We start from the raw sequence: 13,433 nt of genomic DNA, 5'->3' as shown, positions 1-13,433 counted from the left end.
CTCACTGAGCCGGATTTCATCATGACGAACCAGACCCTGACCATGGACTCCTCGAGTGCCATCGCCCCCAGCTCGAGACCGCAACTCAACCGCAAGCCAAGCGTGCTCACCCTCATGGTGTTTTTCGCGGTACTGGGCAGCGGCCTGCTGTTTACCGCCTACAGCCTGATGCACGACATGAACGAACTCGGCACCGTGGTGACCACCTGGACGCCGTTCCTGCTGTTGGGCGTGGCACTGGTGATTGCCCTTGGCTTCGAATTCGTCAATGGTTTCCACGACACCGCCAACGCCGTGGCCACCGTCATCTACACCAACTCCATGGCGCCGAACGTGGCCGTGGCCTGGTCGGGCTTCTTCAACTTCCTCGGGGTGCTGCTCGCCAGCGGCGCGGTGGCCTTCGGTATCATCGCCTTGCTGCCGGTCGAACTGATCCTGCAAGTCGGTTCCTCCGCCGGCTTCGCCATGATCTTCGCCCTGCTGATCGCCGCCATCCTCTGGAACCTGGGCACCTGGTGGCTGGGCTTGCCGGCGTCGTCGTCCCACACCCTGATCGGTTCGATCATTGGCGTGGGCGTCGCCAATGCCTTGATGCACGGGCGCGACGGCACCAGCGGCGTGGACTGGGCCCAGGCGACCAAGATCGGCTATGCATTGCTGCTCTCGCCACTGGTGGGCTTCGGCTGCGCGGCGTTGTTGTTGCTGGCGTTGCGGGCCTTCGTCAAGAACCGCTCGCTGTACAAGGCGCCGGAAGGCAACACCCCGCCGCCCTGGTGGATTCGCGGCATGCTGATCCTGACCTGCACCGGTGTGTCATTCGCCCACGGTTCCAATGACGGCCAGAAAGGCATGGGCCTGATCATGCTGATCCTGGTCGGCACCCTGCCGATGGCGTATGCGCTGAACCGCACCATGCCCGCCGACCAGGCCCTGCAATTCGCCGCTGTGGCGCAGGTCACCCAGCAGGCCCTGGTGAAGCACTCGCCGCTACCGGCCCCGACGGACCCGCGCGCGATCCTCACCACCTACGTTGGCAGCAAGGAAGCGACGCCTCAGTTGGTGCCGGCCCTGGCCGCCATGACCGGCAGCATCGGCGCCGAGGTCAAGGGCTACGGTTCGCTGGCCAAGGTGCCGGCCGAAGCCGTGGGCAACGTGCGCAACGACATGTACCTGACCAGCGAAACCATTCGCCTGATGGACAAGAACAAGGTCGGTCACTTCGACGCCGACACCAGCGCCCAGCTGCAATTGTTCAAACAGCAGATCGACACCTCCACACGCTTCATTCCTCTGTGGGTGAAAATCGCCGTGGCCATCGCCCTCGGCCTGGGCACCATGGTCGGCTGGAAACGCATCGTGGTGACGGTGGGTGAAAAAATCGGCAAGACCCACCTGACCTACGCCCAAGGCGCCTCGGCCGAAACCGTCGCCATGCTCACCATCGGTGCCGCCGACATGTTCGGCTTGCCGGTGTCCACGACCCACGTGCTCTCCTCCGGCGTGGCCGGCAGCATGGTCGCCAACGGCTCTGGCCTGCAGATGCGCACCATCCGCAACCTGTTGATGGCCTGGGTACTGACGCTGCCTGCCGCCATCCTGCTGTCCGGCAGCCTCTACTGGTTGTTCACCAAGCTGTTCTGACCTGCTGTTCGCCGGGGCCTCACCTGACAGAGGCCTCGGTTCTCCCGTTCACCACAGCTCCCCACAGGGGACTGGGTGAGTTCACAACCAGAAACGGTTAACATCCCTCTCCTTCGTCTACCCTCACAGAACGGCGTACCGCCCTCCATGTGGGCGTGATGCTTCGACATTCCTTGCCTTTCTCTACCGGAGATCTTCCATGCTCAAGCCTTCCCTGGCATTGGCCGCTGGTGTTGCCCTGTCGTTTTGCAGCTGGCTGGCGCAGGCCGCCGACACCCTGAAAGTCAGCGCGATTCCCGATGAGGCCCCGACCGAGCTGCTGCGCAAGTTCAAGCCGCTGGGGGCTTACCTGGAACAGCAAACCGGCATGAAGGTCGAGTTCGTCCCCGTGAGCGACTACCCGGCCGTGGTCGAGGCACTGGCCACCGACCGGATCGACATGGCATGGCTGGGGGGCTTCACCTTCGTCCAGGCGCGCCTGAAAACCGGCAACGCCATCCCGCTGGTCCAGCGCGAACAGGACGCCCAGTTCACCAGCAAATTCATCACCGCCGACCCGACCGTCAAATCCCTGGCCGACCTCAAGGGCAAGACGTTCGCCTTCGGTTCGGTATCGTCGACATCCGGCAGTCTCATGCCGCGCTACTTCATGCTCCAGGACGGCATCAAGCCAGAGAGCTACTTCAGCCGTGTCGGCTATTCGGGCGCCCACGACGCCACCGTCGCCTGGGTCCAGGCCGGCAAGGTTGACGCCGGGGTACTGAACGCCAGCGTCTGGGAAAAACTGGTCGCCGCCGGCAAGGTCGACACGAACAAGGTCAAGGTCTTCGCCACCACCCCAGCCTACTTCGACTACAACTGGACAGTGCGCGGAACCCTCGACCCCGCGTTGGCGGCCAAGATCAAGGCCGCCTTCCTGGCCCTCGACCCGGCCAACCCGAAGGACAAGGAAATCCTCGACCTGCAAGCCGCCAGCCGCTTCATCGAAACCAAGCCTGAGAACTACAAGGGCATCGAGCAAGCCGCACGCGCCGCCGAACTGCTCAAATGACCCTGCGACTGACCCAGGTCAGCGTTACCCATGCCAACGGCGTCCAGGCGCTGCGTGGCGTGGACTTGCACATCGGCGCGAACGAACAGGTCGCCATCATCGGCCCGTCCGGCGCGGGGAAATCCAGCTTGCTCAATGTACTGGCCACTGCCCTGCAACCGGGTAGCGGCGACACGCAAATATTGGGCGAGCGCGCCTGGCAATTGTCTGCCCGCCAGCGCCAGCGCTTACGGGCGCGCATTGGCCTGGTCCATCAAGCGCCGCCGCTCCCGCCGCGCCAACGTGTGGTCACCGCCGTGCTGGCCGGCAAGCTGGGACAATGGGGTCTCGGCAAGAGCCTGCTGAACCTGTTGTACCCGCTGGATGTGCCGGGCGCACGCGCGGCACTGGCCAGGCTGGACCTGGGCGACAAATTGTTCGCCCAATGCCAGCAACTGTCCGGCGGACAACTGCAGCGCGTGGGCATTGCCCGCGTGCTGTACCAGGCGCCCGAGGTGTTGTTGGCCGATGAACCGGTTTCGGCGATGGATCCGGTACTGGCCGGGCATACGCTGTCGGTGCTCTGCCGTCATGCCCGGGAGCACAACGTCACCCTGGTCGCCAGCCTGCATGCGGTAGAGCTGGCCCTCGAGCACTTTTCCAGGATCATCGGCCTGCGTGACGGACAGGTTCTCTTCGACCTGCCGGCTCGCGCCATCGACCGTGCGTTGCTCGACAAGCTCTACGCCAACGAACAGTTGCAGTCGTCTTCGCCGCTGCCTTTGCCGTCCCTGAGCGTGCAGATACCCCGATGCTGACACGCGATACCCGAGATCCCGCCAGCCGACCGCGCCTGCTGCTCAGTCTGCTTGCCCTTGTCCTGTTGTGGCCGGGCATCCGCTACAGCGAACTGGACCTGCGGGTGCTACTGGCGAGTGACAGTCAAAGCGAGATGGGCCGTTTCGTGTCAGCCTTCTGGCCACCGGCCCATGGCGAGGAATTCCTTGCCTTACTCTGGCAGGCCACCCTGCAAACCCTGGCCATCGCAACGGCCGGCATGGCCCTGGCGTTGCTGCTGGCGGTGCCCGCCAGCCTGTTGGCCAGCCGCGCCCTGTCGCTGTCGGCAGCCTCCCGAGGCGGTCACCCCGGCCCCGGCGGACAGTGGCTGCGCTGGCCGGTGCGTGGCCTGCTGATCTTCCTGCGCAGCGTCCCGGAAATCGTCTGGGCCCTGCTCTTCGTGCGCGCGGTCGGCCTCGGCCCGACGGCGGGCGTATTGGCCATCGCCATTACCTACAGCGGCATGCTGGGCAAGGTCTATGCGGAAATCTACGAGTCGGTGGACCAGCGCCCGGCCCACGCGCTGTTGCGGTCAGGCAGCGGTCGGCTCGCCGCCTTCTGCTATGGGATCCTGCCCAATGTCGCCGCGGAACTGTTGTCCTACACGGTGTATCGCTGGGAATGTGCCATCCGCGCCTCGGTGGTGATGGGCTTCGTCGGCGCCGGCGGCCTGGGCCAGCAAATGGACCTGTCGCTGCGAATGTTCGCCGGCGGCGAAGTGGCCAGCCTGCTGTTGACGTTCCTGTTGCTGGTGCTGCTTGCCGATCAACTCAGCCGCCTGCTGCGCTGGAGGCTGGCATGAATCGCCTGTTCAATCTGGTGTTGCTCCTGGCCATCGGCGCGGCCGTCATGACATCGTTCCTTTACCTGGGCATCGACCTGGGCACGCTGGGCGACAACGGCAACCTGGCGCGGATGGGCGCTTATGCGCAGCGCTTTCTCAGCCCGGACCTGAGCCCAGGCCATCTGAAAGCGATCGGTCATGGCGCCCTGGAAACCCTCGCCATGTCCGCCCTCGGTACCCTGCTCGCCGCGGTGTTCGGCCTGCTGTTGGCCTTGCCTGCGGCCGGACGCTTCGGCTGGCTTATGCAGAGTGCCTCGCGCCTGATACTCAATGCCTTGCGCGCGGTTCCGGAGTTGGTCTGGGCCGCACTGATGGTCCTGGCCGCCGGGCTCGGTCCCAATGCCGGCACCCTGGCGCTCGCCCTGCACACCACTGGCGTACTCGGTCGCCTGTTCGCCGAAGCGCTGGAAAATACCCCTTCCGAACCGGCCGACGCCATCCGTTTGCAAGGCGGCAACGCCGTATTGGCGTTCTGCTACGGGACACTGCCCAACCTGATGCCGCAACTGCTGGCCTACGTCTTGTATCGCTGGGAAAACAACATCCGCATGGCCAGCGTGCTCGGCTTTGTCGGTGCCGGAGGGCTTGGGCAAATGCTTTATGTCAGCCTCAGCCTGTTCCAGGAGGCCCAGGGCAGCACGGTCATCCTGGCGATGCTGCTATTGGTACTCGGCGTCGATACCTTGAGCGGCTGGAGCCGCCAGCGTTGGGTCAAGGCTTGAATGACGCGGGCGCGCTCAATACCCCGGGCAGCCTGCGCGAACACCCGGCCGCCCAGGCGTCCGAGGTGTTCATCGGTACGTTCACCCTACGGCAGAAGCCTTGACGAGACGCGCCTTGGCAAGGTTGGCCAGCAGCTCGGATCGGCTCTGGCGCTCTTGCTTCCATGCCGGCTGTCCGGGGGCGCTGCGCCAGGATTCGCTCAACGGGCTGTTATCCACCGTGTCGAAACCGAACTGGTCGTACAGGCGCGTGACGATCTCCAACGCATCGGCATAATCGCTGGAAGCTGACAGGGCCAGCCGGTCGGGAGAGCCGGCCGGCCTGCCCCACGTGAGGATCCGCGGCGCCTGGATGTGGGTGAACGCCTTGACCACCCGGGAGGTGGGCAGTTGCTCCTGGCGAAGTTCATGGACGGTCTTTTGCCCCGAATCGATGACCGGGATATGGCCGTCACGCCAGACCATGTAGTTATTCGTGTCGAGCACGACCTTCCCTGCAAGCGCCTCCACGGGCATGTCGTTGTCGACCTTGAGCGGGACGGCCACGATGACGAAATCGCCCGCCGCGGCCGCGCCTGCAGCCGTCGCCGCACGCGCCGACGGCCCGAGCGCTTCGACCAGCCCGCGCAACGTCTCGGGGCCTCGCGAGTTGGCAATGACAACCTCATAGCCGTTCGCAATGGCCGCTCGCGCGATATGGCTGCCAACTTCGCCAGCCCCGATGATGCCGATAGTGGTCATGAGTCATTCACCTCAGTGTTGGATTGGGCGCGGGGGTCAGATGCTCAAGCCGCCAGCCACATCGATGGCGCTGCCCGTGATATAGGCACCGTTCGGCCCGGCCAGGAAACACACCGTGGCCGCCACTTCTTCGAGCGTGGCGATGCGGCGGATGGGGTGCAGGTCGAGGATCGCCTCGGGCACGCCGTCGCCGAGCACTTGTGCCGCCATGTCGGTCGGCATGATGCCGGGCTGGACGACGTTGACCGTGATATTGCGCGGCCCCAGATCCCGTGCGACACCCTTGGCATAGCCGACGATGGCCGCCTTGGTCCCGGCATAATCGGCCGCTCCGGCAAACGGTACGTGACCGCCCAGGAGCGAGCCGATGAAGATGATCCGACCGCCGTCCGACAGCACCGCAGCAGCCGCACGCGTGGTCGCCACCGCGCCCATGACGTTGATCTGCCACTGGCGATCGAGATTGACGGTGTCGAGATCGGGGTCATCGACCGTCTTGCCCTGGACAGCGATCGCCGCGTTGTTCACCAGGATGTCGAGCTTGCCGAAATGCGCGATCACCTCGTCGATCAATGGCTTGGCCGCCGTGCTGTCGGCCTGGTCGCTCTGGATGGCACGGGCACGGACGCCTTGCGCCTCAAGTTTTTCCACCACGGCCTTGGCCTTCTCGGCCGAGGCCACGTAGCTGATCGCAACATCCGCCCCTAGTTCGGCGAGCGCCTGCGCGAGGGTCGCACCGAGCCCTCGGGAACCACCTGTCACGAGCGCAACCTTGCCTGCCAGTAATTTCTGCATGGGTAAATCCTCTTCATGAATGCCTGAACGCCCTCGCCAAGAAGGCACTTGCCAACCGTAACGAGCGTTAGCGTAACGAACAGTATGAATTTGGACAGAGACCGTCAAGCAGTTTAATATCGATCGTTATGAAAAAGCCGGGGGTGATCTGATGGGACGTCAACGCGAGTTCGACGTGGATACGGCGCTGGACGCGGCGCTTTGCGTATTCTGGCGCAAAGGCTACGAGGGCGCGTCTTACACCGACCTGACGCAAGCCACCGGGGTGGAACGCCCGGCGCTCTACTCCGCGTTCGGCAACAAGGAATCGCTGTTCCGCCGGGCACTCGAGCGCTACTACGCGCGTTACCTGGATTTCTTTCCGGCAGCGCTGGAACAACCCACTTCACGGGACGTCGCCGCCTACATTCTTCGCGGGGCTGTCGAGGTGAATACGCGCTACCCGGACCGCAAGGGCTGCCTTGGCATTCATGGCGCGTTGGCCGGCTCGGACGATGCCGAGCCCATCCGCCAGGCCTTGATCGACGCACGCGCGACCGGAGAAGCGTCGCTGCGGGAGCGCTTCGAACGGGCGAAGACGGAGGGTGACCTGCCGGAATCGGCCAACTGCACGGCGCTGGCCGCGTTCGTGATGGCCATGACCCACGGAATGGCCGTTCAAGCCAAAGCCGGGTTCACCCGCGAGATCCTGGAGGCGGTTGTCGAGCAGGCGTTGTCGACCTGGCCGTCCAACCCTGCAAGCGAGCCCAGGGCGAATCAATGATTGGCCGTCAGACTCGCACCATCAACGCCGGCTGCGTATCCGCCACGCCATGCAATAACTCGATCACCCAATCGATAAATACCCGCACCCGTGGCGACAGCTGCCGATGGGGCGGGTACACCGCCGATATGGGCCAGGTCGGCACGCGGTACTTGTCCAGCACTTCAACCAGGCGGCCCTCGGCCAATTGCCGTTGCACGTGGTAACGCGGCACCTGTATCAAGCCCAATCCCGCTTCGCAGGCGGTCACGTAGGCATCGGCATTGTTGACGGTCAGTTCACCGCTCAATAGCCATTCGCGTACCTGCCCCGCCACCTCGAATTCGAACGGGAAGAAGCGGCCATTGCCAGTCGCAAAACAGATGGCGCGATGGGCCGCCAGGTCGTCCAACCCCCGGGGCGTGCCCAAGCGTGCCAGGTAGTCGGGGCTGGCACAGGTCAGTTGATGCAGCCGCACGATAGGCCGGGCCACCAAGGCCTGGTCAACGACATGCCCAGCGCGGATCGCGCAATCCACGCCTTCGCGCTGCAGATGAACCTGGCGATCGTGGAAACCGATGTCCAGTTGCAGCGCCGGGTAGCGCCGGTAGAAATCCGGCAGGCGCGGCAGGATCCAGGTGCAACCGAAGGCGATCGGCATGTCCACCTTCAACGTACCGCGAGGCTGGCTCCTTTGCGCCGACAACGAACTCTCAAGGTCAGCGAGGTCGTCCAGCAACTGGCCGCTGCGTTGGTAATACGCCTCACCGTCCAGTGTCGCGCGCACCTGGCGAGTGGTGCGCTGTAGCAACTGCACACCGAGGTGAGCTTCCAACTGCTGGATCAACAGGCTGACGGTGGCACGGGGTAATCCAAGGTCATCGGCCGCCTTGCCGAAGCCGCCCAGCTCCACAATGCGTCGGAACACCTGCATGGCATGTAGTCGGTCCAATGTGTGCCCCACTATTCAGGAATCACGAATAGTTAAATCAATATTTGTGTATTTATCCAGAAAAACGCTTATCAGACACTGAACGGGTCGTTCATATCCAGGAGTCAAAACATCATGAAGACCCGCCAACTCGGCCAATACGGCCCTAACGCTTCGTCCATCGGCCTGGGCTGCATGGGCATGTCGGACTTCTACACCACGGGCGTGGACGAGGCAGAAGCGATTGCCACGCTCCACCGCGCCCTGGAATTGGGCGTGACGCTGTTCGACACCGCCGACATGTACGGGCCCTACACCAATGAGCAATTGCTGGGACGAGCCCTGCGGGGCAAGCGGCAAAGCCTCTACCTGGCCAGCAAGTTCGGCCTGGTGCGCAGCAGCGATCCCCATGCCCGGGGCGTCAATGGCCGTCCCGAATACGTCCGGCAATCGATCGAGGGCAGCCTCAAGCGCCTCGAAACCGACTACCTCGATCTTTACTACCAACACCGCATCGATCCCGAAGTGCCTGTCGAGGAAACCGTCGGCACCATGGCCGAGCTGGTCAAGGCCGGCAAGGTCCGCCATATCGGCATCTCGGAGGCCAGCGCCGAGACCATCCAACGGGCCCACGCCGTGCATCCGCTGGCAGCGGTGCAAAGCGAATATTCGTTGTGGTCCCGCGAGCCTGAACACAATGGCGTGCTCGATACCTGCAAGCGCCTGGGCATTGCGTTCGTTGCCTACAGCCCCTTGGGCCGAGGCTTCCTGACCGGCGAACTGAAATCGCCGGAGGACTTCGCCGCCGACGATTACCGCCGCTTCAGCCCACGCTTCCAGGCCGACAACTTCAAGCGCAACCTGGCGCTGGTCGAACGGGTCAAGGCCTTGGCCGCGGACAAGGGCATCAGCGCCTCGCAACTGGCCCTGGGTTGGGTATTGGCCCAGGGTGACCACGTCATTCCGATCCCGGGCACAAAACAGCGCAAGTACCTGGAGAGCAATGTGGCGGCGGCTTCAGTGGTATTGAGCGCTGACGAGCTGGCCCAGTTGGATGGGATTTTCGCAGGCGAAGGTGTGGTGGCGGGCGACCGATACCAGGCGCAGACGATGACGTTGTTGAACGGTTGATCAGTCGGCTGGGCTGTCGGTTTCGACAGGCCGGATTCAAGCAGGCGCCAGCCCAGCCGATAACCCTATCAATGATAGCCCCCAGACCTCTCCGGGGCTCTGCCAGTTGCATGGGGTAACTATCAATGAGCTTGTCGCTGAATCGCCTGCTGACGTGGGGCATCGTGATGTTCCTCACTGCAAGCGCTTGCGCGGCAGAGACACCCCTGCGCATCGTGACGGAGGAACTGCCGCCCTACAACATGACGCAGAACGGACGCGTGACCGGCATGAGCACCGAAGTGGTCCAGGCCGTGCTCAAGGAGGTCGGCCTGGACGCACCTATCCAGCCCATGCCCTGGGCCCGGGCCTACGAGCTGGCGCTCAACGAAAACAATGTGTTGATCTATTCGATCGTCCGCACGCCTGCACGCGAATCGCTTTTCCAGTGGGTAGGCACCATTGGCCCGACGCAGTGGTACATCTACTCGCTGGCAGACCGGCCGGTAAAACTCGACTCGCTGGCCGACGCCCATGGTCACCAGATCGCCACGGTTAATCAGGACGTGGGCGAGCAATACCTGGTCTCGAAGGGTTTTCGCATCGGCGAGGAACTGCAGTCGAGCACCAAGTACGAACACAACTACCGCAAGCTCAAGGTCGATCACGTGGAGCTGTGGATTTCCAACGAGCTCAACGCGCTGTACCTGACTCGCCAGAATGGCGAAGACCCGGACAAGGTGCTGATCCGCTCGCTGGCGCTTCCCGAACTGAGCAGCCCAGACGGCCTGAGCATGGCGTTCAGCCGCAAGACGCCGGCCGAGACGGTGGAGAAATTCCGCGCCGGCCTTGAGACCATCCGTCACAATGGGGTCTACGACGCCATCCTGCACAAATGGTTATGACATGGGGGACTCTTTCCGCACGGCGGCGTCCCAGCCACCACCGACCCAGGCGTTCAGCTCCCTGGGCCGGCGCCTGGTGCTGGCAACGCTGTTGTTCTGCCTGCTCTTCACCCTGGCGATGGTCACCTGGCGCACCTGGCTGGCCTGGGAAAACAACCTGGCGGAAATGAATTCGGAGCTGGCCCTGATCGATCAGGTGTTCCAGAACACCTTGGCCTACGCCATCTGGGAACTGGACCGCGAATCCCTCGACCAGCAAATCACCAGCGTCGCCGCGGCGGCGCCCGTGGGGCGCGTGGTGTTGAACATCCTGCGCCCCGGGCAAGCACCGGAAGTCATCGAACTCAATCGATACGCCGTCGATCAATCGGACGTGGTGCCGGTGCTGCATCGCCAGCTCATCGCCGAGCCCTACGCCGGGGCCCATGAGAAAGTTGGTGAACTGACCATCGAAGGCGACAACAACCTGCTGTGGGAGCGTCTCTGGAGCGAAGCACGCAGCATCGTCATCACCCAGCTCATCCAGTCCCTGCTGCTGGCCGGGTTGGTCATGACCATGTTCAACCGCCTGGTGACCGTGCATGTGGTGCATATCGCCCGTCACCTGGGCGAACTCGCGCCGCATACCCTCAAACATCACCTCAAGCTGCAACGGGCGGTGAATCGCCAGGACGAACTGAGCCTGCTGGAATTCCAGGTCAATGAACTCCAGGACAATCTGTACGCCCACCTCGAACGCCAGCATTCGGACGAACTGGCCCTGGCCGCCAGCCGCGATCAAATGGCCGAACTGGTGGAGGCCCGCACCGCGGAACTGAAAGCGGCCAACCAATCGCTCGAAGCGCTGTCCCGTCACGATGCCTTGACGGGCCTGGCCAATCGTCGCTACTTCGACGAACTGAAGGAAATCGAGTTTCGTCGGGCAATCCGCCACAACACCCCGCTGGCCGTGCTCATGTGCGACGTCGATTTCTTCAAGATCTACAACGACACCTACGGCCACATGCAGGGCGATCTGTGCCTGAAAGAAATCGCAGAGACCCTGCGCAGCGTGTTCGGGCGCTCTGGCGAACTGACCGCCCGCGTGGGCGGCGAAGAGTTCGTCGTGGTCCTGCCCAATGTCGACGCCGCACAGGCCTGCCAAGCGGCTCAACGCTTTCGCACCAGCCTGGCGGAACGTGAGCTGCCCCACAGCGGCTCCAAGGTCTCGTCCTTCGTCACCGTGAGCATCGGCGTTGCCGAGCTGGACCCGGAGACCATGGACCATTTCGATCAATTGCTGCAACGCGCCGACCAGGCGCTGTATCGGGCCAAACACCAGGGACGCGACCGCGTCGCCCTGTAACGACCACCGCGCGCCATGAGGTCGCTTATGCACATTCGCCAGACACTCTGCTCATGCCTGCTACTCGCCTCGATCAGCCTGGCAGGCCACGCCGACACGATCGAAGTCGTCACCGAAGACTCCCTGTACGCCTATCAGCGTGACGACAGGGTCGTCGGGCCGGGCATTCGCATTGCCGAGGAGACACTGAGAAGCGCGCAGCTCACCGACTACAGCCTGTCGCTGTACCCGTGGGCCCGGGCCTACGAAAAAGCGCTGCACGAGCCTAACGTACTGATCTTCCCGCTGGACCGCACCCCGGCCCGCGAGACATTGTTCAAATGGGTGGGTGAAATACATCGGGTGGCGAGCCGGCTCTATAAACTGCGTGATAACCGCGACATCACCGTCAGCAGCCTCGAGCAGGCCAAGCAGTACAGCATCGGCGTGGTGCGAAACGACGCCAAGCAGATTTACCTGCAGCAGCGCGGATTCACCCGGCTGGTCATCTCGGCCAACAACCACGACAACTTTCAGAAACTGCTCAATCGCCAGATCCAATTGCTGCCGATGCCGGAGAACACCGCACGCCTGATGAGCAAGGATGCGCAAGTGGATTTCGCTTCGCTGGAAGAGGTCTATATCCTCGACGAACAACCCCACAGGGTCCACTTGGCCTTCAGCCTGAGCACGCCGGACGAAGTCGTCGCCAAGGCCCAACGCGCATTCGAAGAACTCAAGGCTTCCGGTGAAGTCGCACGAATCATGAGCGAACAGCGGTAGACTCTGGGGGATCACACCACAAGCAACGATGAGGTATGTCCCGATGAGTAAAGCGTCCTACGTTCCGCCCAAGGTCTGGAAAAACGACGCCCCGTCTGGCGGCCATTTCGCCAGCATCAACCGCCCTGTCGCCGGGCCGACCCATGACAAAACCTTGCCGGTTGGCAAGCATCCGCTGCAGCTCTATTCCCTGGCCACGCCCAACGGCGTGAAGGTGACCATCCTGCTGGAGGAACTGCTGGCGCTGGGTCATACGGGCGCGGAGTACGATGCCTGGCTGATCCGCATCAACGAGGGCGACCAGTTCTCCAGCGGCTTTGTCGAGGTCAACCCCAACTCCAAGATCCCGGCCCTGCTGGACCGCAGCGTGGAACCCGCCATTCGGGTCTTCGAATCCGGCTCGATCCTGCTTTACCTGGCGGAAAAATTCGGCGCCTTCCTGCCCACCGATCCGGCGGGCCGCACCGAAACACTGAACTGGCTGTTCTGGCAGATGGGCTCTGCCCCGTACCTGGGCGGCGGCTTCGGGCATTTCTACGCGTATGCGCCGGAGAAACTCGAATACCCGATCAATCGCTTCACCATGGAGGCCAAGCGTCAACTCGACGTCCTGGACCGCCGCCTCGGCGAAAGCCAATACCTGGCAGGCAACGACTACACCATCGCCGACATCGCGGTCTGGCCCTGGTATGGCCAACTGGTGCGCAACAACGTGTACGGCGCCGCCGAATTCCTCAGTGCCCACGAATACACCCATGTGCAGCGCTGGGCGGAAGACATTGCCAAGCGCCCCGCCGTCCTGCGCGGACAGCGGGTCAACCGCACGTGGGGGGATGAGGCAAGCCAGGTGCCGGAGCGGCATGAGGCTGGGGATTTGGGCTAGGTAGCACGCCGAATGGGTGGTAAACCTGGGTTCCTCAACTGACACAGCCCCCCCTAATGAAATGGTCCTCTCAGACCTCCCCCAGTGAAAGCTAAGCTTTCACTGGGGGATCTACCGGAGACCGCCGCCATGAATACTGACAATC

At 63.3% G+C, this 13,433-nt stretch carries 14 protein-coding genes; 11 read left to right on the top strand and 3 right to left on the bottom strand.

Features of this window, described 5'->3' with window-relative positions:
• Nucleotides 1-21 precede the first annotated feature (21 nt).
• From BLO80_RS09295 to phnE, 5 genes are all read left to right on the top strand, one after another.
• On the top strand, nucleotides 22-1,641 hold the full coding sequence (locus tag BLO80_RS09295; protein ID WP_092327610.1) for an inorganic phosphate transporter: 1,620 nt from the start codon (nucleotides 22-24) through the stop codon (nucleotides 1,639-1,641).
• A gap of 199 nt (nucleotides 1,642-1,840) precedes the next feature.
• Nucleotides 1,841-2,692 carry a putative selenate ABC transporter substrate-binding protein gene (locus BLO80_RS09290; RefSeq protein ID WP_092327608.1) on the top strand — a complete coding sequence of 284 codons (852 nt, stop codon included), beginning with the start codon at nucleotides 1,841-1,843 and terminating at the stop codon, nucleotides 2,690-2,692.
• Nucleotides 2,689-3,489, top strand: a complete 801-nt coding sequence (locus tag BLO80_RS09285; RefSeq protein ID WP_092327607.1) for a phosphonate ABC transporter ATP-binding protein — start codon at nucleotides 2,689-2,691, stop codon at nucleotides 3,487-3,489. The genes BLO80_RS09290 and BLO80_RS09285 overlap by 4 nt, the downstream gene beginning before the upstream one ends.
• A complete protein-coding gene (locus BLO80_RS09280) occupies nucleotides 3,483-4,310 on the top strand; it encodes a PhnE/PtxC family ABC transporter permease (RefSeq protein WP_092327605.1) in 828 nt (275 codons plus the stop codon). Before BLO80_RS09285 ends, BLO80_RS09280 begins: the two co-directional genes overlap by 7 nt.
• The gene (phnE, locus tag BLO80_RS09275) at nucleotides 4,307-5,074 is read left to right on the top strand and encodes a phosphonate ABC transporter, permease protein PhnE (protein ID WP_092327604.1); all 768 of its coding nucleotides are present in this window, start codon (nucleotides 4,307-4,309) and stop codon (nucleotides 5,072-5,074) included. The genes BLO80_RS09280 and phnE overlap by 4 nt, the downstream gene beginning before the upstream one ends.
• Before the next feature lie 81 nt (nucleotides 5,075-5,155).
• Here the strand turns inward: phnE and BLO80_RS09270 are convergent, their stop codons facing one another.
• Entirely contained in the window at nucleotides 5,156-5,815 is a 660-nt protein-coding gene (locus tag BLO80_RS09270; RefSeq protein ID WP_092204315.1) for an NADPH-dependent F420 reductase, read from the bottom strand.
• 36 nt (nucleotides 5,816-5,851) lie between these two features.
• On the bottom strand, nucleotides 5,852-6,577 hold the full coding sequence (locus tag BLO80_RS09265; RefSeq protein WP_256573368.1) for an SDR family NAD(P)-dependent oxidoreductase: 726 nt from the start codon (nucleotides 6,575-6,577) through the stop codon (nucleotides 5,852-5,854).
• Nucleotides 6,578-6,761: 184 nt separating this feature from the next.
• On the opposite strand from BLO80_RS09265, the gene BLO80_RS09260 reads away from it, so the two are divergent.
• A complete protein-coding gene (locus BLO80_RS09260) occupies nucleotides 6,762-7,373 on the top strand; it encodes a TetR/AcrR family transcriptional regulator (RefSeq protein ID WP_092327600.1) in 612 nt (203 codons plus the stop codon).
• Between the two features lie 7 nt (nucleotides 7,374-7,380).
• Here BLO80_RS09260 and BLO80_RS09255 read toward each other — a convergent pair whose 3' ends face one another.
• Nucleotides 7,381-8,304 carry a LysR family transcriptional regulator gene (locus tag BLO80_RS09255; RefSeq protein WP_092327599.1) on the bottom strand — a complete coding sequence of 308 codons (924 nt, stop codon included), beginning with the start codon at nucleotides 8,302-8,304 and terminating at the stop codon, nucleotides 7,381-7,383.
• A 114-nt stretch (nucleotides 8,305-8,418) separates the two neighbouring features.
• On the opposite strand from BLO80_RS09255, the gene BLO80_RS09250 reads away from it, so the two are divergent.
• The 5 genes from BLO80_RS09250 to yghU all read left to right on the top strand — a co-directional run bounded on the left by BLO80_RS09250 (nucleotide 8,419) and on the right by yghU (nucleotide 13,288).
• Nucleotides 8,419-9,414: an aldo/keto reductase gene (locus tag BLO80_RS09250; RefSeq protein WP_092327597.1), complete on the top strand. Its 996-nt coding sequence runs from the start codon at nucleotides 8,419-8,421 to the stop codon at nucleotides 9,412-9,414.
• A 125-nt stretch (nucleotides 9,415-9,539) separates the two neighbouring features.
• Nucleotides 9,540-10,298, top strand: coding sequence for a substrate-binding periplasmic protein (locus tag BLO80_RS09245; protein WP_092327595.1), 759 nt, complete (start codon nucleotides 9,540-9,542; stop codon nucleotides 10,296-10,298).
• 1 nt (nucleotide 10,299) lies between these two features.
• On the top strand, nucleotides 10,300-11,643 hold the full coding sequence (locus tag BLO80_RS09240; protein ID WP_092327594.1) for a GGDEF domain-containing protein: 1,344 nt from the start codon (nucleotides 10,300-10,302) through the stop codon (nucleotides 11,641-11,643).
• A 27-nt stretch (nucleotides 11,644-11,670) separates the two neighbouring features.
• Complete coding sequence (locus tag BLO80_RS09235) at nucleotides 11,671-12,405, top strand: substrate-binding periplasmic protein (protein ID WP_092327592.1); 735 nt, start codon at nucleotides 11,671-11,673, stop codon at nucleotides 12,403-12,405.
• A gap of 43 nt (nucleotides 12,406-12,448) precedes the next feature.
• Nucleotides 12,449-13,288 carry a glutathione-dependent disulfide-bond oxidoreductase gene (gene yghU, locus BLO80_RS09230; protein WP_092327591.1) on the top strand — a complete coding sequence of 280 codons (840 nt, stop codon included), beginning with the start codon at nucleotides 12,449-12,451 and terminating at the stop codon, nucleotides 13,286-13,288.
• The last annotated feature ends 145 nt before the right edge of the window (nucleotides 13,289-13,433 follow it).

Origin of the sequence: Pseudomonas sp. NFACC56-3 (assembly GCF_900100025.1) — a bacterium.
Lineage (GTDB): Bacteria > Pseudomonadota > Gammaproteobacteria > Pseudomonadales > Pseudomonadaceae > Aquipseudomonas > Aquipseudomonas fluorescens_AA.
This window is presented reverse-complemented; position numbering and strand designations above follow the sequence as displayed.

What these genes read in the sequence shown, in the direction of transcription:
- BLO80_RS09270 (WP_092204315.1), bottom strand. Translation starts at nt 5,815, where the DNA reads ATGACCACTATCGGCATCATCGGGGCTGGCGAAGTTGGCAGCCATATC.
- BLO80_RS09235 (WP_092327592.1), top strand. Translation starts at nt 11,671, where the DNA reads ATGCACATTCGCCAGACACTCTGCTCATGCCTGCTACTCGCCTCGATC.
- BLO80_RS09245 (WP_092327595.1), top strand. Translation starts at nt 9,540, where the DNA reads ATGAGCTTGTCGCTGAATCGCCTGCTGACGTGGGGCATCGTGATGTTC.
- BLO80_RS09250 (WP_092327597.1), top strand. Translation starts at nt 8,419, where the DNA reads ATGAAGACCCGCCAACTCGGCCAATACGGCCCTAACGCTTCGTCCATC.
- BLO80_RS09290 (WP_092327608.1), top strand. Translation starts at nt 1,841, where the DNA reads ATGCTCAAGCCTTCCCTGGCATTGGCCGCTGGTGTTGCCCTGTCGTTT.
- BLO80_RS09240 (WP_092327594.1), top strand. Translation starts at nt 10,300, where the DNA reads ATGGGGGACTCTTTCCGCACGGCGGCGTCCCAGCCACCACCGACCCAG.
- phnE (WP_092327604.1), top strand. Translation starts at nt 4,307, where the DNA reads ATGAATCGCCTGTTCAATCTGGTGTTGCTCCTGGCCATCGGCGCGGCC.
- BLO80_RS09260 (WP_092327600.1), top strand. Translation starts at nt 6,762, where the DNA reads ATGGGACGTCAACGCGAGTTCGACGTGGATACGGCGCTGGACGCGGCG.
- BLO80_RS09280 (WP_092327605.1), top strand. Translation starts at nt 3,483, where the DNA reads ATGCTGACACGCGATACCCGAGATCCCGCCAGCCGACCGCGCCTGCTG.
- BLO80_RS09285 (WP_092327607.1), top strand. Translation starts at nt 2,689, where the DNA reads ATGACCCTGCGACTGACCCAGGTCAGCGTTACCCATGCCAACGGCGTC.
- BLO80_RS09295 (WP_092327610.1), top strand. Translation starts at nt 22, where the DNA reads ATGACGAACCAGACCCTGACCATGGACTCCTCGAGTGCCATCGCCCCC.
- yghU (WP_092327591.1), top strand. Translation starts at nt 12,449, where the DNA reads ATGAGTAAAGCGTCCTACGTTCCGCCCAAGGTCTGGAAAAACGACGCC.